Origin of the sequence: Burkholderia glumae LMG 2196 = ATCC 33617, from assembly GCF_000960995.1 — a bacterium.
Taxonomy (GTDB): domain Bacteria; phylum Pseudomonadota; class Gammaproteobacteria; order Burkholderiales; family Burkholderiaceae; genus Burkholderia; species Burkholderia glumae.
The window spans coordinates 2,759,188-2,784,555 of record NZ_CP009434.1 but is presented as its reverse complement, the minus strand read 5'-3'; the positions used below and the strand labels follow the sequence as shown (position 1 = coordinate 2,784,555).

The 25,368-nt window shown below is 71.1% G+C and carries 20 protein-coding genes; 9 read left to right on the top strand and 11 right to left on the bottom strand.

The annotated features are described in order from the left end of the window. Positions 1-47: 47 nt before the first annotated feature. The 4 genes from selD to KS03_RS12370 all read left to right on the top strand — a co-directional run bounded on the left by selD (position 48) and on the right by KS03_RS12370 (position 4,097). Entirely contained in the window at positions 48-1,106 is a 1,059-nt protein-coding gene (selD, locus tag KS03_RS12385; protein WP_012733203.1) for a selenide, water dikinase SelD, read from the top strand. A 126-nt stretch (positions 1,107-1,232) separates the two neighbouring features. Further along, a complete protein-coding gene (locus KS03_RS12380; protein WP_012733204.1) occupies positions 1,233-1,514 on the top strand; it encodes a metal/formaldehyde-sensitive transcriptional repressor in 282 nt (93 codons plus the stop codon). 16 nt (positions 1,515-1,530) lie between these two features. Continuing rightward, positions 1,531-2,577 (top strand): CDF family Co(II)/Ni(II) efflux transporter DmeF, encoded by a 1,047-nt coding sequence (gene dmeF / locus KS03_RS12375; protein WP_012733205.1) that lies wholly within the window; start codon positions 1,531-1,533, stop codon positions 2,575-2,577. A 455-nt stretch (positions 2,578-3,032) separates the two neighbouring features. Continuing rightward, on the top strand, positions 3,033-4,097 hold the full coding sequence (locus KS03_RS12370; RefSeq protein ID WP_012733206.1) for a purine-nucleoside phosphorylase: 1,065 nt from the start codon (positions 3,033-3,035) through the stop codon (positions 4,095-4,097). 402 nt (positions 4,098-4,499) lie between these two features. Here KS03_RS12370 and KS03_RS12360 read toward each other — a convergent pair whose 3' ends face one another. Together KS03_RS12360 and KS03_RS12355 are read right to left on the bottom strand one after the other, a co-directional pair. Continuing rightward, positions 4,500-4,796 carry a DUF4148 domain-containing protein gene (locus KS03_RS12360; protein WP_012733207.1) on the bottom strand — a complete coding sequence of 99 codons (297 nt, stop codon included), beginning with the start codon at positions 4,794-4,796 and terminating at the stop codon, positions 4,500-4,502. A gap of 503 nt (positions 4,797-5,299) precedes the next feature. Then, on the bottom strand, positions 5,300-6,310 hold the full coding sequence (locus KS03_RS12355; protein ID WP_012733208.1) for a LysR family transcriptional regulator: 1,011 nt from the start codon (positions 6,308-6,310) through the stop codon (positions 5,300-5,302). Between the two features lie 180 nt (positions 6,311-6,490). On the opposite strand from KS03_RS12355, the gene KS03_RS12350 reads away from it, so the two are divergent. The 4 genes from KS03_RS12350 to KS03_RS12335 are packed head-to-tail and all read left to right on the top strand — an operon-like array spanning position 6,491 to position 13,365. Further along, entirely contained in the window at positions 6,491-7,342 is an 852-nt protein-coding gene (locus KS03_RS12350; protein ID WP_012733209.1) for an alpha/beta hydrolase, read from the top strand. Between the two features lie 32 nt (positions 7,343-7,374). Further along, positions 7,375-8,589 carry an efflux RND transporter periplasmic adaptor subunit gene (locus tag KS03_RS12345; protein ID WP_012733210.1) on the top strand — a complete coding sequence of 405 codons (1,215 nt, stop codon included), beginning with the start codon at positions 7,375-7,377 and terminating at the stop codon, positions 8,587-8,589. A gap of 46 nt (positions 8,590-8,635) precedes the next feature. Beyond that, complete coding sequence (locus KS03_RS12340; RefSeq protein ID WP_012733211.1) at positions 8,636-11,821, top strand: efflux RND transporter permease subunit; 3,186 nt, start codon at positions 8,636-8,638, stop codon at positions 11,819-11,821. 11 nt (positions 11,822-11,832) lie between these two features. After that, the gene (locus KS03_RS12335) at positions 11,833-13,365 is read left to right on the top strand and encodes an efflux transporter outer membrane subunit (RefSeq protein WP_012733212.1); all 1,533 of its coding nucleotides are present in this window, start codon (positions 11,833-11,835) and stop codon (positions 13,363-13,365) included. 207 nt (positions 13,366-13,572) lie between these two features. On the opposite strand, the gene KS03_RS12330 is transcribed toward KS03_RS12335, so the two are convergent. Further along, a complete protein-coding gene (locus KS03_RS12330; protein ID WP_050811433.1) occupies positions 13,573-14,502 on the bottom strand; it encodes a spherulation-specific family 4 protein in 930 nt (309 codons plus the stop codon). 391 nt (positions 14,503-14,893) lie between these two features. On the opposite strand from KS03_RS12330, the gene KS03_RS12325 reads away from it, so the two are divergent. Continuing rightward, positions 14,894-16,093, top strand: coding sequence for an acyl-CoA dehydrogenase family protein (locus tag KS03_RS12325; RefSeq protein WP_012733214.1), 1,200 nt, complete (start codon positions 14,894-14,896; stop codon positions 16,091-16,093). Between the two features lie 154 nt (positions 16,094-16,247). Here KS03_RS12325 and KS03_RS12320 read toward each other — a convergent pair whose 3' ends face one another. From KS03_RS12320 to KS03_RS12285, 8 genes are all read right to left on the bottom strand, one after another. Further along, entirely contained in the window at positions 16,248-17,006 is a 759-nt protein-coding gene (locus KS03_RS12320) for a hypothetical protein (RefSeq protein WP_012733215.1), read from the bottom strand. Positions 17,007-17,299: 293 nt separating this feature from the next. Then, complete coding sequence (locus tag KS03_RS12315) at positions 17,300-18,970, bottom strand: FGGY-family carbohydrate kinase (protein ID WP_012733216.1); 1,671 nt, start codon at positions 18,968-18,970, stop codon at positions 17,300-17,302. Between the two features lie 41 nt (positions 18,971-19,011). Next, positions 19,012-19,740, bottom strand: coding sequence for an SDR family oxidoreductase (locus KS03_RS12310; RefSeq protein ID WP_012733217.1), 729 nt, complete (start codon positions 19,738-19,740; stop codon positions 19,012-19,014). 37 nt (positions 19,741-19,777) lie between these two features. After that, a complete protein-coding gene (locus KS03_RS12305; RefSeq protein ID WP_012733218.1) occupies positions 19,778-21,037 on the bottom strand; it encodes a sugar ABC transporter permease in 1,260 nt (419 codons plus the stop codon). Positions 21,038-21,056: 19 nt separating this feature from the next. Beyond that, positions 21,057-21,863: an ATP-binding cassette domain-containing protein gene (locus KS03_RS12300; protein ID WP_012733219.1), complete on the bottom strand. Its 807-nt coding sequence runs from the start codon at positions 21,861-21,863 to the stop codon at positions 21,057-21,059. Positions 21,864-21,935: 72 nt separating this feature from the next. Further along, positions 21,936-22,994, bottom strand: a complete 1,059-nt coding sequence (locus tag KS03_RS12295; RefSeq protein WP_012733220.1) for an ABC transporter substrate-binding protein — start codon at positions 22,992-22,994, stop codon at positions 21,936-21,938. Positions 22,995-23,137: 143 nt separating this feature from the next. Further along, positions 23,138-24,109 (bottom strand): AraC family transcriptional regulator, encoded by a 972-nt coding sequence (locus KS03_RS12290; protein WP_045678773.1) that lies wholly within the window; start codon positions 24,107-24,109, stop codon positions 23,138-23,140. A 263-nt stretch (positions 24,110-24,372) separates the two neighbouring features. Continuing rightward, the gene (locus tag KS03_RS12285) at positions 24,373-25,365 is read right to left on the bottom strand and encodes a flippase-like domain-containing protein (RefSeq protein WP_012733222.1); all 993 of its coding nucleotides are present in this window, start codon (positions 25,363-25,365) and stop codon (positions 24,373-24,375) included. Positions 25,366-25,368: the final 3 nt, after the last annotated feature.

The following is a 25,368-nucleotide window of genomic DNA, read 5'->3' as shown; positions in this document are numbered from 1 at the left end:
GCGGCGGATTGCCGATAATGGACGCTTCGCCAACCAGGACCGCCTTCATGAACTCCAACCCGCAATCGAATCCGCCGCGTCTGACCAGCCTCTCGCACGGCGGCGGCTGCGGCTGCAAGATCGCGCCGGGCGTGCTCGCCGAGCTGCTCAGGCGCAACGCGCCGCCCGCGCTGTTCCCCGACCTGTTGGTCGGCACCGAAACCTCCGACGATGCCGCCGTGTACCGGCTCAACGACGAGCAGGCGATCGTCGCCACCACCGATTTCTTCATGCCGATCGTCGACGATCCCTACGACTTCGGCCGGATCGCCGCCACCAACGCGCTGTCCGACGTCTACGCGATGGGCGGCAAGCCGATCCTCGCGCTCGCGCTGGTCGGCATGCCGATCAACGTGCTGCCGCACGAGACGATCGCCGCCGTGCTCAAGGGCGGCGAAGCGGTCTGCGCGGAGGCGGGGATTCCCGTGGCGGGCGGTCATTCGATCGATTCGGTCGAGCCGATCTACGGCCTCGCGGCGCTCGGCATCGTGCATCCGTCGCGCGTCAAGCGCAACGCCGGCGCGCGCGCGGGCGACCTGCTGGTGCTCGGCAAGCCGCTCGGCGTCGGCGTGCTGTCGGCGGCGCTGAAGAAGGGCCAGCTCGACGACGCGGGCTACGCCGCGATGATCGCCGCGACCACCCGGCTCAACCGGCCCGGGGCCGAATTGGCGGCGTTGCCGGGGGTACATGCGATGACCGACGTGACGGGCTTCGGCCTGCTCGGGCACGGGCTGGAGGTGGCGCGCGGCGCGCGGCTCACGGCGCGCGTGCGCTACGCGGCGCTGCCGTGGCTGGCCGGCGTCGAGGCGTTGGCCGCGAGCGGCGTGGTGACGGGCGCCTCGGAGCGCAACTGGGCCGCCTACGGCGCCGAGGTGCGGCTCGGCGAGACCCTGCCGGCTGCCGCTCGGGCGCTGCTGACCGATCCGCAGACCTCGGGCGGGCTGCTGGTGGCCTGCGCGCCCGACACGGTCGACGCGGTGCTGGCCTGCTTCCACGCGGACGGTTTCGCGCAAGCCGCCGTGATCGGCGAGCTGGTGGACGGCCCGGCCCGCATCGAGGTCGCCTGACGATATCGCCCGCGGCGGCGCCGCCGCGAGACTCATGAGATTCGCCCGGGAACCCCGTCGGGTTGCCGATTTCACAATCGGGTTTTACTGCAAGGTATACCCCCCTATGGTATATTCGCACTCACCATGAGCCACACCGTCAAGGACAAGCAGAAGCTGCTGAACCGCGTTCGCCGCATCAAGGGGCAGCTGGAAGCCGTCGAGCGCGCGCTCGAGGAAGAGCATGGCTGCAACAACGTGCTGCAGCGGCTGACCAGTTGCCGCGGCGCGATGAACGGACTGCTCGCGGCCGTGCTCGAGTCGCACATCCGCGAGCATCTGGTGGACGCGCCGGCGTTCCAACCTGACGAGGCCGGCGGCAGGGCGACCGAGCAACTGATCGAGGTCGTCCACAGTTACTTCAAGTAAGGAGAGGGGAAGTGCGATGAACGAAACATTGGGCATGAAGTCCGGACCTGTACGGCACGAGCATGTGTTTCTCGGCGCCGAGCATGCGAGCCGCGAGCGGCGCACCTGGTTCGTGATCGCGCTCTGCGCGTTGACCATGCTGGCCGAGATCGCGGGCGGCTGGCGCTTCGGTTCGCTGGCGCTCGTCGCCGACGGCCTGCACATGTCGACGCATGCCGGCGCGATGCTGATCGCCGCGCTCGCTTATACCTACGCGCGGCGCCATGCGCACGATTCGCGCTTCTCGTTCGGTACCGGCAAGCTTGGCGATCTGGCCGGTTTCACGAGCGCCGTCGCGCTCGCGCTGATCGCGGTGCTGATCGGCTATGAAGCCGTCACGCGGCTGGTCGAGCCGGTGCCGATCCGGTTCGGCGAGGCGATTCCGATCGCCGTGTTCGGGCTCGCCGTCAATCTCAGCTGCGCCTGGCTGCTCGGCGGCGCCCACCATGGCCATGCGCATGGCGGCCACGATCATCACGATGGTCACGATCACGCGCCGGAGCGGCATCAGGCCGATGCGGCGCATCGGCACGATCATGCGGACGCCGCCGCGCATCACGGCGCCCACGGCCAGCAGGCGTTTCACGCGCGCGATCACAATTTCCGCGCTGCGTATCTGCACGTGATCGGCGATGCCGTGGTGTCGGTGCTCGCGATCGCAGGGCTGATCGCCGCGCGCGCGTTCGGCTGGAACTGGATGGACCCGCTGGCCGGCATCGTCGGCGCGCTGGTGATCGCCAACTGGTCGTTCGTGCTGATCCGCGACACCGGCGCGACGCTGCTCGACATGACGCCCGACCCCGCGCTCGCGGCGCGAATCCGCGAGCGGATCGAGGGCGACGGCGATGCGGTCGTCGATCTGCACCTCTGGCGTCTCGGCCCCGGCCATCTGAGCGCCGCGCTGTCGGTCGCCACCGGCAGCGCGAGCCGCGATGCGCGCTTCTATCACCAGCGGCTGGCCGGCGTCGACGGCCTGTCGCACCTGACCGTCGAGGTCATGCCGGCGGCCGCGCCGCGCAGCTAAGAGAGCATGGCGCCGCGTCCCGCCCCGTGGCTCCGGCCGCCGCCGCGCCCGCTTCGGGCCGCGCCGCGGTCGGCTCGCCGGCCTTCGTCATGAGCGGGCATGGGCGCAAGCGCGAGTGCAACGCCTGCCGCCGCCGTTCACCCCGCCCGGCCCGCGGTGCAGTCCTGCCTGCAGCGCGGCCCGTCACGGCCGGCGCGCAGCGGGACGCCGCCCCCCGCCCCGCACGTCGTATCCTCAGCCGGGTCTGCGCGCCTGCCGGCGTGCGCCTGCCGGTTTTCGTTATGCTTGTCACCGGACAGCGGCGTGACCGGGCCTCATGGCGCGCCGCCGGCCCCGCGGGGCCCGTGCCGTGGCACGGCGGATTCGCGGCGCGCGCGGCCGGAGGGCCTGGCCGCGCGCGCAAGTCCCGCAGCCTTCGGGAGCCGTTCTCACCACTTCATTCAAAAGGAACGACGATGCTGACTCGCTTGCTGTCTACCCTGGCCGTTTTCTCGTTCGCCGCGTGCACCACGCCGCTGTCCGCCGCGCAGGACGCGGCTTCGCCCGACGCTGCCGGCCACCTTGCCGGCACGCGTGCGCCGAAGGTGATGATCGTCACGATGTTCGGCCCGGAAGGGCAGGCCTGGACCGACCGGCTCGGCCCATGGACGCAGGTGAAGGTGCCGGGGCTCTCGCCCGACTATCCGAACGTGCAATGCAACCGCGAGGACGTCTGCGTCGTGACGACGGGCATGGGATACGCGAACGCGGCCGCCACCATCATGGCGCTGACGTTCTCGCCGCAATTCGACCTGCGCCGTACCTATTTCCTGATCTCCGGCATCGCCGGCGTCGATCCCGCGCAAGGCACGGTCGGCTCGGCCGCCTGGTCGCATTACCTGGTCGATTTCAGCCTGCAGTGGGAGCTCGACGCGCGCGAAATCCCGGCCGGCTGGCACACCGGCTATCTCGGCATCAACACCAAGGACCCCAGCCAGAAGCCGCCGCTCGACTACAAGACCGAGGTGTTCGAGCTCAATCCGAAGCTGACCGACGCGGCCTATGCACTGTCGCGCAACGTGGTGCTGGCCGACAACGCGCAGGCCCAGGCCGCGCGCGCGAAATTCGACACGGCGCCGGCCAACCGGCCGCCGGCGGTGGTGCGCTGCGACACCTCGTCGGGCAACACCTGGTTTTCCGGCACCAAGCTCGGCGAGCGCGCGCGCGAGTGGACGAAGATCCTGACCGACGGCAAGGGCACTTACTGCATGACCGCGCAGGAGGACAACGCGACCTATGAGGCGCTCACGCGGGCCGCCGCCACGCAGCGCGTCGATCTCTCGCGCGTGGCGCTGCTGCGCACGGGTTCGGACTTCGACCGGCCGTATCCGGGCCAGACCAGCGTCGACAACCTGCTGAACTATGCCGACCAGGGCGGCTTCGCGATCGCCACCGAGAACCTCTATCGCGCCGGCAACCCGCTCGTGCAGGACATCGTCAAGCACTGGGGCGAATGGCGCGCGGGCGTGCCGACGCGCTGAGCGCATCCGGCCGGGCGCGCGCGGCGCGCCATGCCCCGCTGCAGCCGGCGGCCGCGGCATCGGAAGAGGCGGCGGCCGCCGGTTTCGGTTTCAGCGCCGAATCCCGGCACCGACCGGCACTCGATCTCGGCGCCGTTGGCCGGCGCCGCTCGGCGCATCAAGCGGCGCTGCGGCGGGGGGCGGTGCGAGCCGTCGGCCGGCGCTGCCGGCATCGGCGTTCTGCCGGCCCTGCGGCTGCGCGCGGAACGGAATCCACACCGGGACGGTGCGATCCCATTGGTCGAGTTGGGACGGTTTCGGTTCGTTCGGGTTCACGATCATGGCCTCCTTCCTTGACGTGGGTGCCTGCGCCGCCGTGCTGGGCAGCGCCGGCATCGAGCGTCGCGCCCGGGCGCGACCGCTTCAATGCTCGGCCGAGGCGAGCGGGTTCGCCGGGCCGCCCGATTCCGACTGCGCCGGGCGTTGCGCGATCTCCACGCCTTGCGGGTACGAGGTCGTCTTGCGCAGCGCGGCCAGCGTGCCGTCGCGTTGGGCCTGGGCCAGTTCGGCGCGCACTTGCGCGCGGCTCGGGTGGTGGATGGGCGTGGCGTGAGGCAGATCGCCATAGCTGCCCGACAGGCCGATGCCGCCGCCGGCGAACGCCGGCAAGGCAGTGGTGGACAGGGCGAGCGCGGCGAGGGAGATGGCGATGCGGTTCATGTTCGACTCCATTTCGATTCGGATGCGCAGCCGACGGGGCGCGCGACGGAGTGAAATTTAAGTGCAAGCGCAGCATCAATAAATGGGACGGACGCGAATTGAATTGTCGCCGTGCTGGAACAATCGATGTCCGTACCGCGAATCGGGCCGGCGCGAAACCTTGCCCGTCGAGGCTGCCTCGGCAAGCGCCCGCAGTCCGCGCGGCGCCGGCAGGCGGCATTGATTCCAACGGCGCAATGGTGTGATGCCGAGCCGATCATCAAGCGCCGAGGGTTTGCCGCATTGCGACGTGCATCGGGCCACGGGCGCGCTTGCGCTCGCCGAACCGGCCGGCGGTGGCGGCAGGGAGGCAGGGAGGCAGGGAGGCAGGCGGCCCTGCCGCCCGCGGGCGGTTTGCCTGCTCCGCTCGATGCGCGTGCGTGGCACGAGATGCCGATTCGCGCCGCCGGGCCGGGCCGGCCGCCGGCGTCACGCCGGAATCGGGCGCGCTCGGCTGCGGCGGCTTAGGCCACCCACTCGTTGATCACCGGCGTATCGAGCGCCGGCGCTCTCTCGGCCTGCTCGAACGTGCGCTTGCTGCAGACCGTGTCGAGCGGCGGGCGGCCCGAGCCGTTCAGCAGCGGGCAGCGGTCGAACACCTCGGCGATCCAGTCCACGAACACGCGCACCTTCGGCGACAGATGCCGGCTGTGCGGATAGACCACCGAAATCGGCATCGGCAGCGGCTTGTGGTCCGTCAGCACTTCCTTGAGCACGCCCGAGCGCAACTGCGGCAGCACCATGAAAAGCGGCGGCTGGATCAGGCCGAAGCCCTCGATGCCGCAGGTCACGTAGGCGTCGGCGTCGTTGACCGACACCACGCCCTCCATCTTGACCTCCACTTCCTTGCCCTCGATCAGGAACGCCCAGTCGATGGTGCGCCCGGTGCGGCTCGAGAAATAGTTCACGGCGCGATGCTCGGCCAGGTCGTCGATGCTGTGCGGCTCGCCGCAGCGCGCCAGATACGCGGGCGAGGCGACCGTGACGCACTCGAACAGCCCGACCCGGCGCGCGACGAGCGACGAATCCTGCAGCACGCCGATCCGGATCACGCAGTCCACGCCCTCCTGCAGCAGATCGACCGGGCGGTCCGACAGTCCGAGCTGCAGGTCGATGTCGGGGAAGCGCTCGCGGAATTCGTTCAGCGCCGGGATCACCACCAGCCGCCCGAGCGAGCCGGGCATGTCCACCCGCAGCTTGCCATGCGGCTTGCGATTGTTGATCTGGAAGCTGGCCTCGGTCTCCTCGACCTCGGCCAGGATCCGCACGCAGCGCTCGTAATACGCGGCGCCGTCCGGCGTCAGCGACAGCCGCCGCGTGGTCCGATGCATCAGCCGCACGCCCAGGAAGGCCTCGAGGTTCTGGATGATCGTCGTCACGGACGCGCGCGGCAGGCCCAGCGTCTCCGCGGCCTTCGTGAAGCTGTTCGTATCGACGACGCGCGTGAATACCTGCATCGCTTGAAGACGGTCCATGCTGCTTACCTCCGGGTTTGATCGGCCCAATCAGTCGGCCGGACGCCGTGTTTCGCACGCCCGTGCGTCGATTGTTCAAAGCCCCTGAATTGTGTTGCCGGATTATAGGCATTTATCCTGATGTCTGCCGGACCCAGAATGCGCTCCATCTTGCAATGGACGCGCTGACGCGCATCGCTCATGGACGCATCGGGTTTTCGCAATCTGCTGAACACCGCCACGGCCGCGCCGGGACAGGCGAGCACGCCGCTCGCGGTGTCCGACGTCGAGATCGAGGGCCACGCGCAGGACATCGTGCTGCGCCTCTATCGCCGGCCGGACAAGACCGGATTGCCAGTAGTGCTTTATTTCCACGGCGGCGGCTTCGTGCGCGGTTCGCTGGCCGACGCCGACTTCGCCGCGCGCTTCCTGGCCGAGCGCATGCCGGCGCTGGTGGTGTCGGTCGAGTATTCGCTGGCGCCGCAGCATCCGTTTCCGGCGGCCCCGGAGGATGCCTACCGCGCCGCGCGCTGGGTGGAGGCGCGCGCCCGCGCGTTCGGCGGCAATCCGCGCCGCGTCGCGGTGGCCGGCCACGATGCGGGCGGCCAGCTCGCTAACTGCCTCGCCTTCATCGCGCGCGACCGCGGCGACGTGACGATCGTCGCCCAGGCGCTGTTCGGACCGATGCTCGATCCGAGCATGACGCGGCTCGGCAACGAGCGCCGGCTCGCCTCCGACATCACCTTGAAGGAATGCGCGGCCTGCTACCGCGCCTACCTGCCCCAGCCGGCGCAGCGCATGCATCCCTACGCGGCGCCCCTCGAATCGGCGCGGCTCGCGCGGCTGCCCGCCACGCTGATCGCCACGGCCCACAACGACATGCTGCATGTCGAGGCTGAGAGGTACGCGGCCCGCCTGATCGAGGCCGGCGTGCTGACCCAGGTGATCCGCTATCCCGACGTCTCGCATGCCGAGCTGGCCGGCTACGCGCCCGCGCTGCAGGAGGCCGCGCGCTTCCTGAGCTGCCGGTTCCAGGCCCACGCCAACGACTGATTCCCGCCATTCCAACGCAACCGGAGATCTTCATGTCCATCCTAGCTACTCCCCGCTCTCGCCTCGCGGCGGCCGCGTTGGCCGTCGCGCTCGCCGTCGGCGGCGGCGCGTTCGGCGTGATCCGCGCCAGCGCGAGCGCCCCCGCGGCCCAGGCCGCGCCGCTGCAGGAAGTGGACGTCGCGACCGTGCTGTCGAAGACGATCACCGACTGGCAGACCTACTCGGGACGGCTCGAGGCGATCGAGCGCGTCGACGTGCGCCCGCTCGTGTCGGGCACCATCGTGTCGGTGAACTTCAAGGACGGCGCGCTGGTGAAGAAGGGCGACGTGCTGTTCGTGATCGACCCGCGCCCATACCAGGCCGAAGTCGACCGCGCGGCCGCGCAGCTGGCCGCCGCCCAGGCGCGCGACGGCTACGCGCAGACCGACTGGCAGCGCGCGCAGCGCCTGCTCGGCGACAACGCGATCGCCCGGCGCGACTATGACGAGAAGCAGAACGCCGCGCGCGAGGCGAGCGCCAACGTGAAGGCCGCGGCCGCCGCGCTGGAGGCCGCCAGGATCAACCTCGGCTACACGCGCATCGTCGCGCCGATCTCGGGCCGCGCCTCGCGCGCCGAGATCACGCTCGGCAACGTGGTGTCGGCCGGCGCCACGGCCGCGCCGCTCACCACGCTGGTCTCGGTGTCGCCCATCTATGCCTCGTTCGACGCCGACGAGCAGACCTACCTGCGCTACATCGGCGCCGTGCGCGACGGCCATCGCGCGCCGGTGGAGCTTGGTCTGGCCAACGAGAGCGGCTACTCGCGCAGCGGCGTGATCGACTCGGTGGACAACCGGCTCGACACCTCGTCGGGCACCATCCGCGTGCGCGCGCGCTTCGACAACGCCGACGGCACGCTGGTGCCGGGCCTCTACGCGCGCCTCAAGGTGGACGGCAGCGCACCGCATCCGGCCCTGCTGGTGGACGATGCGGCGATCAATACCGACCAGGACAAGAAGTTCGTGTTCGTGGTGGACGCGCAGGGCAAGGTCGCCTACCGCGAGGTGCGGATCGGCGGGCTGCACGGCAACCAGCGCGTGATCGCGGGCGGGCTGCAGGCGAGCGACCGGGTGGTGGTGAACGGCACGCAGCGCGTGCGCCCGGGCGAACCGGTGAAGGTCCACCTGGTGCCGATGACGGGCGGCGGCGGCGACGCGGCGGTGCCCGAGGCGGCGGCCTCGCAGGCCGCCGGCAGCGCCGCGTCGTGACGGGCGCGCCTGGCTCCCACTCGCGCACACTCAGACAGAGCTTTCCATGAACCTATCCAAATTCTTCATCGATCGTCCGATCTTTGCAGGAGTCCTATCCGTCCTGATCCTGCTGGGCGGCGTCATCGCCATGTTCATGCTGCCGATTTCCGAGTATCCGGAAGTCGTGCCGCCGTCGGTGATCGTCAAGGCGCAGTACCCGGGCGCCAACCCGAAGGTGATCGCCGAGACGGTGGCCTCGCCGATCGAGGAGCAGATCAACGGCGTCGAGGACATGCTCTACATGCAGTCCCAGGCGAACAGCGACGGCAACGTGACGATCACCGTCACCTTCAAGCTCGGCACCGATCCGGACAAGGCCACGCAGCTCGTGCAGAACCGCGTGAACCAGGCGCTGCCGCGCCTGCCGGAGGACGTGCAGCGGCTCGGCGTGACCACCGTCAAGAGCTCGCCCACGCTGACCATGGTGGTGCACCTGATCTCGCCGGACAACCGCTACGACATGACCTACCTGCGCAACTACGCGCTGATCAACGTGAAGGATCGCCTGTCGCGGATCCAGGGCGTGGGCCAGGTGCAGCTGTGGGGCGCGGGCGACTACGCGATGCGGGTCTGGCTCGATCCGCAGAAGGTGGCCGAGCGCGGCCTGACCGCCGACGACGTGGTGCGGTCGATCCGCGAGCAGAACGTGCAGGTGGCCGCCGGCGTGATCGGCGCGTCGCCGTCGATTCCGGGCACGCCGCTGCAGCTGTCGGTGAACGCGCGCGGGCGCCTGCAGACCGAGGACGAGTTCGGCAACATCGTGGTGAAGACGGCGCCGGACGGCGCGGTCACGCGGCTGCGCGACCTCGGCCGGGTGGACCTGGACGCCTCCGAATACGGCCTGCGCTCGCTGCTCGACAACCAGCCGGCGGTGGCGATGGCCATCAACCAGTCGCCGGGGGCGAACTCGCTGCAGATCTCCGACCAGGTGCGCGCCACCATGGAGGAGCTGAAGCAGGACTTCCCGGCCGGCGTCGAATACCGGATCGTCTACGACCCGACGCAGTTCGTGCGCTCGTCGATCAAGGCGGTGGTCCACACGCTGCTGGAGGCGATCGCGCTGGTGGTGATCGTCGTGATCGTGTTCCTGCAGACCTGGCGTGCCTCGATCATTCCGCTGATCGCCGTGCCGGTGTCGATCATCGGCACCTTCTCGCTGCTGCTGATGTTCGGCTATTCGATCAACGCGCTGTCGCTGTTCGGGATGGTGCTGGCGATCGGGATCGTGGTGGACGACGCGATCGTGGTGGTGGAGAACGTCGAGCGCAACATCGAGCGCGGGCTGTCGGCGCGCGAGGCCACCTACCAGGCGATGCGCGAGGTGAGCGGGCCGATCATCGCGATCGCGCTGACGCTGGTGGCCGTGTTCGTGCCGCTCGCGTTCATGTCGGGCCTGACCGGCCAGTTCTACAAGCAGTTCGCGATGACCATCGCGATCTCCACGGTGATCTCGGCGTTCAACTCGCTCACGCTCTCGCCGGCGCTCTCGGCGATCCTGCTGAAGGGGCACGACGAGCAGCCGGACTGGCTCACGCGCGTGATGAACCGCGTGCTCGGCGGCTTCTTCCGCCGCTTCAACGCGGTGTTCCATCGCGGCGCCGAGGGCTACGGGCGCGGCTTGCGCGGCGTGCTGTCGAGGAAGACGCTGATGCTCGGCGTCTACGCGGTGCTGCTCGGCGCGGCGGTGCTGATGAGCCGCATCGTGCCGGGCGGCTTCGTGCCCGCGCAGGACAAGGAGTACCTGATCGCGTTCGCGCAACTGCCCAACGGCGCCTCGCTCGATCGCACCGAGAAGGTGATCCGCCAGATGGGCTCGATCGCGCTGAAGCAGCCGGGCGTGGAGAGCGCGGTGGCGTTCCCGGGCCTGTCGGTGAACGGCTTCACCAACAGCTCCAGCGCCGGCATCGTGTTCGTCACGCTCAAGCCGTTCGACCAGCGCCACGGCAAGACGCTGTCGGCCGGTGCCATCGCGGGCGCGCTGAACCGGCAGTACGCGGGCATCAAGGATTCGTTCGTCGCCGTGTTTCCACCGCCGCCGGTGCTCGGGCTCGGCACGCTGGGCGGCTTCAAGATGCAGATCGAGGATCGCGGCGCGGTGGGCTACGCGCGGCTGGCCGACGCCACCCAGGACTTCATCAAGCGCGCGCAGCAGGCGCCGGAGCTGGGCCCGCTGTTCACCAGCTACCAGATCAACGTGCCGCAGCTCAACGTCGACCTGGACCGCGTGAAGGCCAAGCAGCTCGGCGTGAACGTGACCGACGTGTTCGACACCATGCAGGTGTACCTCGGCTCGCTCTACGTGAACGACTTCAACCGCTTCGGGCGCGTCTACCAGGTGCGCGTGCAGGCCGACGCGCAGTACCGCCAGAAGCCCGACGACATCGGGCTGCTGAAGACGCGCAACGCCGCCGGCGAGATGGTGCCGCTGTCGTCGCTCGTCACCGTCACGCCCACCTTCGGGCCGGAAATGGTGGTGCGCTACAACGGCTACACGGCCGCCGACGTGAACGGCGGCCCGGCGCCGGGCTTCTCGTCGGGCCAGGCGCAGGCGGCGGTGGAGCGGATCGCGGCGCAGACCTTCCCGCGCGGCGTGAAGTTCGAGTGGACCGACCTGACCTACCAGCAGATCCTGGCCGGCAATGCCGGGCTCCTGATCTTCCCGATCAGCGTGCTGCTGGTGTTCCTGGTGCTCGCGGCGCTGTATGAAAGCCTGACGCTGCCGCTCGCGGTGATCCTGATCGTGCCGATGAGCCTGCTGTCCGCCCTGACCGGCGTGTGGCTCACGCAGGGCGACAACAACATCTTCACGCAGATCGGCCTGATGGTGCTGGTGGGGCTGTCGGCCAAGAACGCGATCCTGATCGTCGAGTTCGCGCGCGAGCTGGAGCACGACGGCCGCACCCCGTTCGAGGCCGCCGTCGAGGCGAGCCGGCTGCGGCTGCGCCCGATCCTGATGACCTCGATCGCGTTCATCATGGGCGTGGTGCCGCTGGTGCTGTCGACCGGCGCCGGGGCCGAGATGCGTCATGCGATGGGCGTGGCGGTGTTCTTCGGCATGCTCGGCGTGACGCTGTTCGGGCTGATGCTCACGCCGGTGTTCTACGTGGTGCTGCGCACGCTGGCCGGCGGCAAGATCCACGTCGCGCAGAAGGACAATTCGCGGTACGACGTCTCGGCCGCGGACGCTTGAGGAATCGATCCATGAAAAACGACAAGACCATCCTGCGGCTCACGAAGCTGGCCGGCCTGAGCGCGCTGCTGGCCGCGCTGCTCGCGGCCTGCGCGGTCGGGCCGGACTACCGGCGGCCCGCGGCGGCCACGCCCGCCGCGTTCAAGGAAGCCCCGACGCTGGCCGCCGGCGAGCAGGCCGGCAGCTGGAAGCCGGCCGAGCCGGCCGATGCCGAACATCGTGGCGAGTGGTGGAAGGTGTTCGGCGACCCGGTGCTCGACGCGCTCGAACAGCAGGCGCTCGACGCGAACCAGAACCTGAAGGCCGCCGCCGCGCGCGTGCAGGAGGCGCGCGCCGCCACGCGCGCCGCGCGCTCGGCGTGGTTCCCGTCGCTCGACGCGGGCTTCGGGCCGACCCGCGAGGGCCTGTCGTCGGCCTCGCAGTTCCGGCCGCAGGGCTCCGGGCCGGTCAACGCCACGCTGTGGCGCGCGCAGGGCAGCGTGTCCTACGAGGCCGACCTGTTCGGCCGCGTCAGCCGCAACGTCGAGGCCTCGCGCGCCGACGCCGCGCAGAGCGAGGCACTGTTCCAGTCGGTGCGGCTCGCGCTGCAGGCCGACGTCGCGCAGAACTACTTCGAACTGCGCCAGCTCGATGCGGACCAGGACCTGTACCGGCGCACCGTGGCGCTGCGCGAGGAATCGCTGAAGCTCTCGCAGCGGCGCTTCAGCGAGGGCGACATCGATGATCTCGACGTGTCGCGCGCCAAGAACGAGCTGGCCAGCGCGCAGGCCGACGCGGTCGGCGTCGCGCGCCGCCGCGCGGCCTCCGAGCATGCGCTCGCGATCCTGCTCGGCAAGGCGCCGGCCGATTTCGCGTTCAAGCAGGCGCCGATCGCGCCGGTCACGCTGAGGATCCCGCCCGGCCTGCCGTCGGCGCTGCTGGAGCGGCGCCCCGACGTGGCCGCGGCCGAGCGTGCGATGGCGGCCGCCAACGCCCGGATCGGCCTGGCGAAGTCGGCGTATTTCCCGAAGCTCGACATCTCCGGCTCGTTCGGCTACGAGGCATCCACGCTCGGCGAGCTGTTCATGTGGTCGAGCCGCACCTTCCTGCTCGGGCCGTTCGCGGGCACCGCGCTCACGCTGCCGCTGTTCGACGGCGGCCGGCGCAGCGCGGGCGTGCAGCAGGCGCGCGCGTCCTACGAGGAGCAGGTCGCGAACTACCGGCAGCAGGTGCTGGTGGCGTTCCGCGAGGTCGAGGACCAGCTCTCCGACCTGCGCCTGCTCGACGAGCAGATCCGCGCGCAGGGCGAGGCGGTCCGGGCCTCGCAGCGCGCGGCGAAGCTGTCGCGCACGCAGTATCAGGAAGGGCAGATCGCCTATCTGGACGTGATCGACAGCGAGCGCACGGTGCTGCAGTCGCAGCTGCAGGCGAACCAGCTGACGGGCGCGCAGGCGGTGGCGACGGTGAACCTGATCCGCGCGCTCGGCGGCGGCTGGGGCACGCCGGCGGCCGCCGCGGCCGCCGGGGCTTCCGCCCCGGCCGCGCCGGCGGTGGCGCAGCGCTGAGGCCGGGGCGCGGCGGCGAGGGCCACATTCAGGCCGCCGCGCCGCGATGAACGGCGCGGGCGAGCGATCGACGCGGGCCGTTCCAGGCCCGCTTCGATCGCGGCGCAAATCCGCTCGCGGCAGGCGCGGGGGCCGGTCGGCCTCGGCCGAGGGGCGGCGGCCGGCATGGCGCAGGGGCGAGCCCGCCCAGCCGCCCGGCCCGCTGCCTCAGCGTCTCTTGCCGCCGGGCCGCACCGCCGCCGCCCGGCCGTTCTTGCCGAGCGCGCTGACGGGCGCCGGATTGAGCGCCGCGACGGCCAACACTTCCTGCGACCAGTACGACGGCAGCCCGTTGTACGGATTCGGCAGTTTCAGCGAGGTGACATAGATGCCGCCCGCGCCGTTCGTCACGGCGAGCTGCAAGACCCCGGTCAATTGCGACGCGCTCGCGTTGTAGACGATGTGGACGAAGCGGTCCGCGCCGTAGGCGGCCTGCCAGGCGTTCGGCACGAAGCCGGCATAGTTGGCCTGCTTGTTCTCGTAGACGACGAAGCGGTCCGCCACCGGCAGGCTCGCGTAGATCTCGGGCAGGGTGGTGCCGGGGTTGTTGACCACCTGATAGTTCGGCGAGAGCCCCTTGATGTAGTTGTAGAGCGACTGGTAGTACTGGACGTGGGCGGTCGTGGCGTCGTTGGCCATTTCGTCGATGAAGAAGCCGTCCACCGCGTAGAACGCCAGGTATTTGTTGATGTCGGCCGTCACGTCGGACAGCGGGCGGGCGCCATACGAGGTGTGGACGTAGGCGATCACCTTGCCGCCCGCGGCGCGCAGCTTCGCGATCGCGCCGGTATAGGCCGGATCGGCCGCCGTGCCCGGGCCGCTGTTCGGGTTGACGATGGCCGTGAGCGGCACCGAGGCGGCATTGGTCGCGAGCGTGTTCCAGGCGGTCGCGCCGGAGCCGGACGGATAGAAATACGCCGGCACCACGAGGTCGGCCGCTTGGACGCCGCCGCTCGTCACCAGCAGCGAGGCGATCAGCGAACAGGCGGCCGACGCGATGCGGTGAAACGCGCCCGGCGCGCGGCCGGCGCGCGGCCTTGCGCGCCGCTCGACCATGAGTGACGGAGAAATGGACGTCGAAGCATACGAATGAGTCATGGCTGGTCTCGCTTGCGGGTCTGGCCGCCGCGGGCTCGCGCCCGTCGCGTCTGGTAATGGGGTACGTTGCTTCTTCGGTTGCCGCGCCGGATGTCCCGATCCGGTCTTTCATGAATATCAGCTTTCATGCGCGGCGGCAAACCTCTTGCGGCATGAAAATACGGGCCGTAGCGTTGCCGCCTCGCTTATCGTTTTCGCCGATTTCCTTTTGCGCATCACTTGTTGGACCGCGCCCGGCGTTCGCGTCTATCATCGGCCCGCAGGCGCGGCAAGAGTCGTGTCGACGACGGCTGGCCGCCGATATCGAGCCCGAGCGGCCGATTTCGCGCGGCGCGGCCTGGTTGCGACGGCCCGCACCTGAAACCTTCAACGGCAGGGAGCCTGTTACCCGATGAGCGAACTCCATCCGTCGGCCGCCGCGGCCGCCGACCCCGACGCCCCGCGCAGCTTCGGTGAACTGATCGTCGCGCTGCGCGCGAGCGCGGCCGAGCGCGACCGGCGCGGCGGCCATGCCGCGCGCGAGAAGCAGTGGATGGCCGCCGTCGGCCTGCAGACGCTGGCGGTGCCGCGCGCGTTCGGCGGCCAGGAAGCCGAATGGCCGATCGTCTATCAGACGATTCGCGCACTCGCGCGCGTCGACAGCGCGCTCGCGCATCTGGTCGGCTTCCAGGTGCTGCAGGTCGTCAGCGTCGAGGTGTGGGGCAGCGACGCGCAGCGCGAGCGCCACCTGCGCGGCACGGTCGAGCAGGGCTGGTGGTGGGGCAACGCCGTCAATTCGCTCGATACGCGGCTGGTGGCGCGCCAGGAGGCCGACGGCGGCTACCGGCTCGACGGCATCAAGAGCTTCTGTTCGGGCACCCGCGGCTCGGCGCGCATGATCGTCTCGGCGCACGATCCGGCCGCCGGCAAGCCGGTGTTCGCGGTGGTGCCGACCGCGCGCGGCGGCATCACGGTCCACGACGACTGGGACCCGATCGGCCAGCGCCAGACCGACAGCGGCAGCGTGTCGTTCAGCGCCGTGCGGATCGAGCCGGGGGAAGTGCTGCATCGCTCGGAGGCGCCGCCCACGCCGCGCGCGACGCTGCGCACGCTGGTCTCGCAACTGGTGCTGACCAACCTGTTCGTCGGGCTGGCCGAGGGGGCGCTCGCCGAGGCGCGCGAGTACGTGGCTACGCGCGGGCGGCCCTGGATCCATTCGGGCGTCGAGCGGGCGCAGGACGATCCCTACACGCTGCAGCGCTTCGGCGAGATGCGGGTGCAGGCCGCAGCGGCCGAGGCGCTCGCCGATCGCGCCGCGCGCGCGCTGCAGGGCGCCTGGGATCGCGGCGCGGCGCTCACGGCCGAGGCCCGCGCCGAGGTTTCGCTGGCGGTGTCGGAGGCCAAGGTGGTGGCGCAGCGGGCCGCGCTGGACTCGGGCGAGGCGCTGTTCGATGCCTGCGGCGCGCGCGCGACGGCCGCGCCGCTCGCGCTCGACCGCTTCTGGCGCAACGCGCGCACGCACACGCTGCATGATCCGCTCGACTACCGGCTGCGCGACCTCGGCCGCCACGCGCTGACGGGCGAGCTGCCCGAGGCGTCGCTCTACAGCTGAACGCGGCTGCGGCGACTCGATTGCGAGCGCCGGCACGCTATGGTGCCGGCAGCGGTTCGGGGCGCCGCCCGGCCCCGTCCCGGTCGGGCGAACGCGAGACGCGAGACGCGAGACGCGAGACGGCGGCAGCGGACGGCGGCGGCGCTCCGCCGGCTCAGTCCCCCGGCAGCCGCGCCACGCGCTGCGCGAACGACTCGAACGCCGACACGTCGTCCGCGCCCGTCAACGGCGCCGCCGGATCGGCGAACTCGTGCGCGCCCATCGGCACCGGCCGGCAGTCGATCAGGTGCCGCACGCTCGGATATTTCGACATGCGCGGCCGCCGGTAGCGCAGCTGGAAGAGGCGCGGCACCATCCGGCCCGGCTTGCCGAGGTCGCCGATCTGCTGCACCGAGGCGTCGAACCAGAAGCGGATCCAGGCCGCCTGCTTCTCGCCCGGCGGCGCGGCGATGAAATCGGTCAGCACCAGCATCACATAGGGGATGTCGCGCTGCGCGAGCGTGGGCCAGGCCCACAGCTTCAGCACGTCGGCATGCTCGATGGCGCGCGTGAAGCGCGCCACCTGGAACGCGCTGGCGGTCTGCCGGATCGTGTGCAGGTGCCGCTGCCATTGCTGGAAGAAGCTCGCCCGCAGCTGCCGCGCGCGCTCGGTCAGCGGCGGGCCGACGGTGACGGCGAGCGGATTGGACACCGCGTCGCTGACGAGCGGGCAGCGCGCGAACGGCCCCGCCGCATGGACGAAGCGGCGCGCCCGCGAGCGGTCGCGCAGCTGCACCACGCGCAGCACGCCCGAGCAGAGCGGGCAGCGCGCGAGGCCGCGCAGCAGCGGCAGGTCGAGGCAGAACTCGTCGACATGGACCAGGCGGTCCTCGACGGGGTGCTGCGCGAATTCGAGCATCGGCGGTTCTTTCATCTCGATGATTCTCGACGACGGTTCGGGCGCCGTGCGGGGCGGCATCGGCCGCGCGACGGAGCAGACAACCGGGAATGGAGGAATCAGACACGCCTTGTGTGACAGCACGATGGCGAGCCGCGCGGCGGTTTCCCGCCGGTGCCGCGCTGCTTCCATGCCGCTTTCCCGCGTCGGCATCGCGCTGCTTGCGCGCCGCTCGCGAGCCGCTTGCCGTCGCTCGCCGCCGCTTGATCGCTGCTTGATCGCCGCCCTGCCGTGTTCGTGCCGGACGGCGGCCGTCGCCGAGCCGCCGCCTAGGCGGTCCCGCGAATCTCGCGCGCGACCTGCTGCAGCCGTTCGAACGCGCGGTAGCGCGCCGTATGGAGCGCCGCGATCGCGCCGCCGGCAGGCGCATAGCGGCGGCCGACGCGCGACATCGCGCGCATCGCCGCGCGCACCTCGCCGTGCAGGCCGCCGGCCACGCTGCCTAGCATCGCGGCGCCGAGCAGCACCGGCTCCTCGGCCTCGGTCGCGAGCACCGGCAGGCCGGTCGCGTCGGCGAGCAACTGGCGCACCAGGTCATGCCGCCCCGCGCCGCCGCTGATCACGATGCGCGCCACCGGCGCGCCGGCCGCCGCCTGCGCCTCGACGATCTGGCGCAGCCCGTAGCCGAGGCTGGCGAGGCCGGCCACGTAGAGCGCGACCAGGCTCGCCAGGCCGCCGTCCATGCCGAGCCCGGCGATCACGGCGCGCGCGTGCGGGTCGGCGAACGGCGCGCGGTTGCCGAGGAATTCGGGCACCACGTGCAGGCCGCCGGCGAGCCTCGCGGCGGCGGACAGCCCTTCAGCCGCGTCCCCTGCCGCCGCGTCCGCTTGCGCCGCCTCCGTGGCCTGCGCCGAGAGCCATTCCGGCAAGGACTGCCCGGCCCGCGCGGCGGCCTCATGCGCCTGCGCGGCGGCCGGGTGCATCGCCAGCAGCCGCTCGATCGCGGCGCCGGCCACCGACTGGCCGCCCTCGTTGAGCCATGCGTCGGGCACCATCGCCGAGAAGTACGGCCCCCACACGCCGGGCACGAACACCGGCTCGCGCGTGGTGGTCATGGTGCAGGACGAGGTGCCGAACACGTAGCCGAGGCAGGCCTCGGGCGCGCCGTCCGCGCCCACCGTGCCGAGCCCGCCCGCGTGCGCGTCGATCAGGCCGGCGGCCACCGGCGTGCCGGGCGCGAGGCCCAGTTCGGCCGCCGCCTGCGCGGTGAGCCCCTGGCCGAGGGCCGTGCCGGGCTCGACCACGCGCCGCCCGATCCGCTCGAAGCCCTCGTCGGCCAGCACGCCGAGCCCGATCGCGCGGAAATAGCCTTCGTCCCAGCGCCGCTCGTGCGCGAGGTAGGTCCACTTGCAGGTGACCGTGCAGGTCGAGCGCGCCAGGTCGCCGGTGGCGCGCCAGGTCAGGAAATCGGTCAGGTCGAAGAACTGCCAGGCGGCGTCGAACACGGCGCGGCGCTGCTCGAGCAGCCACAGCAGCTTCGGCGTTTCCATCTCGGGCGAGATCCGGCCGCCGACGAAGCCGAGCACCGCGTGGCCGCCCGCGTTGATGCGCTCGGCCTGCGCGAGCGCGCGATGATCCATCCAGACGATGATGTCGCGCGCGTGCTGTTCCGAGGGGCCGACCGGCAGCGAGCGGCCGCCCGCGCCCAGCACCACCAGCGAGCAGGTGGCGTCGAAGCCGAGCCCGGCCACCTGCTCGGGCGCGATCGCGCCCTGCGCGAGCGCCGCGCGCACCGAGGTGCAGACGGCATGCCAGATCTCGGCGCTCGATTGCTCGACGATCGCGCCGCTTTCATGGAACACGCTGATCTCGTGCCTGGCCGAGGCCACCATGCGGCCGGCCGCGTCGAAGATGCCGGCGCGTGCACTGCCGGTGCCCACGTCGATGCCGATCAGGTAGCGGCCGGCGCCATGCGGCGCGGCGGGGGAGTGGTCCGTCATGTCGGGTTCCTGTCTGCGTGAGGGCGGGGCGTTCCGGCCGGTCAGAGATCGACCTGGGTGGGCAGGATCACGAGATCGCGGATCGTCACGTTGCGCGGCCGGCTCAGCATGAACAGCACCGCGTCGGCCACCTCCTCCGGCTGCATCAGGCTGCCGGCCGCGAGCGCCTCCTCCATCTTGGCACGCGGCCAGTCGTCGAGCAGCGCCGTGACGACCGGCCCCGGCGCCACCGCGCCCACCCGCACGCCGTGCTTCATCACCTGGCGCCGCGTGGTGTGGACGAAGGCCTGCACCGCGAACTTCGAGGCCGTGTAGATCGGCTCCCAGACCACCGGCACGATGCCCGCGATCGAGCTGGTGAAGATGATATCGCCGGCTCGCTGCGCGATCAGGTGCGGCAGCACCGCATGCACCGAGCGGAACGCGGCGTTGACGTTGAGGTTCAGCATGCGGTCCCAGTCGTCGGGATTGCCGTTCGCGACCTCGCCGCCCACGTAGGCGCCGGCGTTGGCGTGGAAGATGTCGAGGCCGCCGGCGAGTTCCAGGATGCGCGGCAGCATGGCGCAGACCTGCTGCGGCTGCAGCAGGTCCACCGCGAGCGGCAGCGCGTTCGGCCCGAGTTCGTCGCGGCAGGCGGCGAGCCGCTCTTGGGCGCGGTCGATCAGCACCACCTTCGCGCCGGCGCCGATCAGCGCGCGCGCGCAGGCGAGGCCGATGCCGGAGGCGGCGCCGGTGATCGCGGCGATCTTTCCGTTCAGGGATTCGGACATGCGGGTTTCTCCAGGGTGACGGGTAGCGGCGCGCGCCTCAGGCACGGCCGTGCGAGACGCGCGAGCGCCGCGCCAGCGAATCGACGATCACCGCGATCGCGAGCACCGCGCCGGTGATCATGAAGCGCAGCGACGAGGACAGGTTCAGCAGCGTGAGGCCGCTCGCGATCGACTGGATCACGACGATGCCGAGCACCGCCGACCACGCGCTGCCGCGTCCGCCGAACAGGCTGGTGCCGCCGATCACGGCCGCCGCGATCGCGTTGAGGTTGACGTCGCCGGTGCCGGCCTGCTGGCTGGCCGAGGCGAGCCGCGCGGCGCTCAGGATCCCGCCGAGCGCGGCCAGGCTCGCGCACAGCATGAACGCGCTGGCGTAGATCGCGCCCACCCGGATGCCGGCGCGGCGCGCGGCCTCGTGGTTGCCGCCCACCGCGTGCATCGAGCGGCCCCAGCGGGTGCGCGTGAGCGCGTAGTGCATCGCCGCGGCCAGCACCACGAACAGGCCGAACATCAGCGGCACGCCGCGCCCGCGGTCGAGATAGGCGACCGCCAGTTCGAGCGGCACGGTGACCGCCGCGGCGCGCGCGAGCAGCGCGCCGGCCGACGGCGCGGACAGCTGCGCCGCGCGGCGCCGCGCCTGCGTGCGCAGGCCGAGCAGCAGCAGCGCCGCGCCGGGCAGCAGCGCGAGCAGGTGCGAGACCGGCGCAGGCAGGGTCAGCGACTGGCCGAGATCGACCATCGTCGAGCCGTAGGGCAGGTTGATCGAGCCGCTCGGCCCGAGCACGTACAGCTGCAGGCCCAGGATCGCGAGCAGGCCGGCCAGCGTGGTGACGAAGCTCGGCATGCCGAGCCGGTTGAACAGCAGCGCGTAGAGCGCGCCGAACACCGCGCCCGCCGCGATCGCGGCGAGGATCGCGAGCGCCACCGGCCAGCCCTGGTCGACCCACAGCGTGCCCACCAGCGCCGAGGCGAAGCCGCTGATCGAGCCGACCGACAGATCGATCTGCCCGACCATCAGCACGCAGACGATGCCGAGCGAGATCACGCCCACCGTCGAGCAGTCGAACAGCAGGTTCACGAGGTTGTCGGCCGACACGAACACCGGGTTCAGGCCGGTGAACACGGTCCAGATGATGACGAGGCCGGCCGCCACCGGCAGCGAGCCGAGATCGCCCGCGCGCACGCGGGCGGCGAACGCGGCGAGGCTCTCGCCGAGGCTGCCGGCGTGCTTCACGCGCGCGTCGGCGCGATCGAGCAGCGGCCGGGACGGCGGCGTGGGGGAGGTGTCGTTGCGCATGATCGATTCCTTGCGAGGCTTAGGCGCCCTGGCTGGCTTCGCGCCGGCCGGCGCGGCGCGACACCGCGTTCTCGGTCGCGCCGGTGATGGCCGCGACCAGCGCGGCGTTCGACGAATCGGGATAGAACACGCCGTTGTTGCGGCCCAGCCGCAGCACCACGATCCGGTCGGCCACGGCGCGCACGTCCTCCATGTTGTGGCTGATCATGATCACGGCGTGACCGCGGTCGCGCACCCGCTCGATCAGGTTCAGCACCTCGGCCGTCTGCGCGACGCCGAGCGCGGCGGTGGGTTCGTCGAGCATGATCAGCTTCGGATCGAGCAGCAGCGAGCGCGCGATCGCCACCGTCTGGCGCTGGCCGCCCGACAGCGACGCCACCACGTCGCGCACGCTCGGAATGCGCGCCGAGAGCTCGTTGAGCAGCGTCCAGGCGCGCACCTCCATGCTCACTTCGTCGAGGCGCAGCGGCCCCAGTTCGCGGCCCAGGAAGATGTTGGCGACCACGTCGAGGTTCTCGCAGAGCGCGAGGTCCTGGAACACCGTGGCGATGCCCAGATCGAGCGCCGTACCGGGATCGGACAGCGTGACCGGGCGGCCGTCGAACGTGATGGTGCCGGCGCTGGGCTGATGCACGCCGGCCAGGATCTTCACGAGCGTCGACTTGCCGGCGCCGTTGTCGCCGACCAGCGCGACCACTTCACCGGCATGCACGTCGAGCTCGATGTCGGTCAGCGCCGACACCGCGCCGAACTGCTTGGAAACGCCGCGCAGGCTCAGCACCGGCCGATCCGGCCGGGCGCGGGGCGCGAGGGGGTGCTCCGTCATGTCTGGACTCCGTGAGGGATGGGCCGCGACGGGCCGCCGGCGGGTGGCCGCGGCGCGCCGCTCGGGATGCGCTCAGTTCGTGATGCCGAGCTGCCTGCAGCCCTGCGCGTAGCGGCCGGTGCAGAGCGCCTTGGCGCTCGCGAAGCCCTTGTCGACCACTTCGGCCTTCAGGTTCTGCGCCGTGATGAGAGCCGGCTGGAACAGCCGCGTCGGCGTCTGGTAGAGCGTCGTCTCGCCCTTGGGCGTCTGCCCCGACAGGAAGCCGACGGCCACCTGTGCCGCGGCCGCCGCGACGATCTCGCTTGGCTTGAGGATGGTGTTGTACTGGTCCCCGGCGATGATCAGCTGCAGCGCGGCGAGCGTCGCGTCGTTGCCGGTCACGGGCGGCAGCGGCTTCACGCCGGCCGCGTTGAACGCCGCGATCGCGCCGCCCGCGGTGCCGTCGTTGGCGGCCACCACGCCGACGATCTTCGCGCCGAAGCGCGTGATCTGTCCGCTCACCCATTGCTGGGCCTTCGGCGGCGCCCATTCGGGCGTGTCGAATTCGGCGAGCGTGGCGTAGCCGCTGCCCTGCAGGCCCGCGTGGATGCCGTTGCGGATCAGGCCGGCCGCCGCGTCGGTGGGCGAGCCGTTGACTTCCAGCACGCCGCCCCTGGTCGTCGGCACGTTCAGCGCCTTCAGGTGCTGCACCAGCGACTGCGCGATCGCCTTGCCGATCGCCTCGTTGTCGAACGACACGTAGTAGTCGGCCGGCGTGGACGGGATCGGGCGGTCGTAGGCGATCACCTTGACGCCCTGCGCCCGTGCCAGGTGCACGAGCGAGGCGGCGGCGGTCGAATCGACCGGATCGATCACGATCACCTTGGCGCCTTGCGCGATCACCGAGTTGAACTGCTGCTGCTGTTGCGAGGCGTCGGCGTTCGCGTTCTGGTACAGCACCTTGCAGTCGGGGCAGAGCTTGTGCATCTGCGCCTTGAAGCCGGGGAAGTCGTGCTGCTCGTAGCGCGTCGAGGCCTGGTCGGGCATCAGGAACGCGACCGTGCCGGCCGGCGCCGCGAAGGCCGCCGTGCCGCCGAGCAGCGCAAGACCGAGCGCGGCGGTGCGCGCGAGGGTGAGGGTGGATCGGTTCATCGGTTCGTCTCCGTCGTTGGGTTGATGGTGGCGGCCGGCCTGGGTGCGCCGCTCGCCGTTCAGTCGATTGTCTGCATGCCGAAACGATGGCGTTGGCCAGGCGGCCTGCCGCTCGCCCGCCGTCGCGCTCGCGGCCGGGCGCGCTAGCCGAACGCCGCCGCCGCGCTCGCGGCCGCCGCCGTCGCCGTCGCCGTCGCGCCCGCGCTCGCCGCGTTCAGGCGCTGGCAGGCGCGCCAGCGCGACGGCGACATGCCCTTCAGCTGCAGGAACTGCCGGTTGAAATTCGAAAGATTGTTGAAGCCGACCTGGTAGCAGATGTCGGTGATGCTGAGCTCGTCCGACATCAGCAACTGGCACGCGAGATGGATGCGCAGCCGGTTGACGTACTGCACGAACGGCACGCCGGTATGACGTCGGAAGTAGCGCGAGAACGCGCTCGGGCTCTGCCCCGAGAGCGCCGCCAGTTCCGTCTCGCGCAGCTCCTGGGAGAGGTTCTTGCCGATGTGCGCGAGCACGTGATTGATGCGCGTGGCCGCGTAGCGGGCCGGGTCGGCGCAGTAGCCGGCGCTCGCAAGCTTGCGCGGCGGCTGGCTCTGCACCAGCAGGTCGACCAGCGAGACGAACAGCACGATGCGGCGCATGCCCTGCGCGCCCAGCATCTCGCGCAGGATCGGCGCGGCGGCCGCGCCCGTCTGCGGCGCAAACAGCAGGCCCCAGCGCGCCGCGTCGAGCAGCGCCTCGACGCGGCGGAACTCCGGGAACGCGGCGATCACGCGCGCCACGAACTCGGCGCCGAACTGCAGCACCAGGCAGCGCTCGTCCACGCGCTCCTCGCGCGGCACGTGGCTGACCCAGTTGTGCGGCAGGTTCGGGCCGGTCATCACGAGGTTGCCGGGCGAGAAATCGCCGATATGGTCGCCGACGAAATACTTGCCGGTAGTCGCCGTGATCAGATGGATCTCGTATTCGGGATGGAAGTGCCAGCGCACGGTGCGGTATGGATAGCCGTGCGACCAGACCTTGTACGACTCGTCGCGCGGCACCGCCACCAGTTCGAGATCGGGCTCGGCCAGTTCGCCGCGCGGGTCGTCATCGTCATCACGCATGGTCTTCATTCGTCGCTGTTCCGCACCGGCCCGTCTCCAGGGCGCGCGCCCGTTCGTGGTGGCGCGCGATCAGTGAAAAATAGCCTTGGCGGCCTGCTTTCACCACTGAAAATAAGACTCCGGACCGATACTTTTTTGCATCCGGGTTAGCCCGTAGCCGGGTGAAGATCAACTTTCGCGCAATGCGAGGCGGCCGGCCGGGCCGCCTCGGCGTGCCGCGGCGGCACGGCCGGCGGGCGAGGCGAGGGGCGCCCCGGGCCGGCGGCGCCGATTCACGGGCCGGGCGGGCGACCGCTCACGCGCGCGGGGCGATGCTCGGCCAGCTGCCAGACGGCGAGCCCGGGCAGGTAGAACAGCAGGTCGCGCAGCCGCCGCGCGCCGGCCAGCGCGAGGCACACGGGCGGATCGAGGCCGAGCAGGCCGCCGATCAGCACGAAGCCGCCTTCCTGCACGCCGAGGCTGCCCGGCACCAGGAACGCGACGCTGCTGAGCAGCTGGATCAGCGCCTCGATCACCAGCGCGTCGGCGACGCTCGGATGCGCGCCGAGCGCGAGCAGCGCGAGCCAGATCTCGAGCGAGAAGCCGAGGAACTGCAGCGTCTGCCAGATCAGCAGGTAGCGCGCCACCACGCCGGTGTTGCGCCACAGCAGCATCATGCAGCGGTCCACGCCCGCCGAGGCGCCGAGCTGGGCGACGAACTGGCCGCTCGTGACGCGGTTGAGCAACTGCGTGGCGCGCTCGAACGGCCGCGCGTGCTGCACCAGCGCGAACAGCAGCAGCACCGGCGCCGCCAGCGCGATGCTCGCCGCCAGGCGCCCGACCAGGCGGCTCGTGTCGGAGGTCGAGTGTTCGAGCAGCCAGCCGACGGCGAGCAGCGCGAACACCAACTGGCTGACGAGCGTGAGCTGCATGTCCACCACCAGGCTTGCGATCGCCGTGGCGTGCTTCACGCGCAGCCGCCGCAACAGGCGGTACGCGACGATCTCGCCGCCGATCCGCGCCACCGGCAGCAGGCCGTTCACCGACTCGCGGATCAGCACCAGCCTGAGCATCGCGCCGAAGCCGGGGCGCGGCGCGCGCCGGATCAGCAGGCGCCAGTCGGCCGCGTTCGCGAGCATCGGCAGGAGGTGCGCGGCGGCGGCCAGCAGCAGGCCGCCGCCGGCCTCGCGCAGCAGCGCGAGGATCGCGGCGGGATGGTCGCGCCAGACCAGCCAGACCGCGATGGCGAGGCCGAGCGCGGCCGCCGCGGAGCCGAGCGATTTCATGCG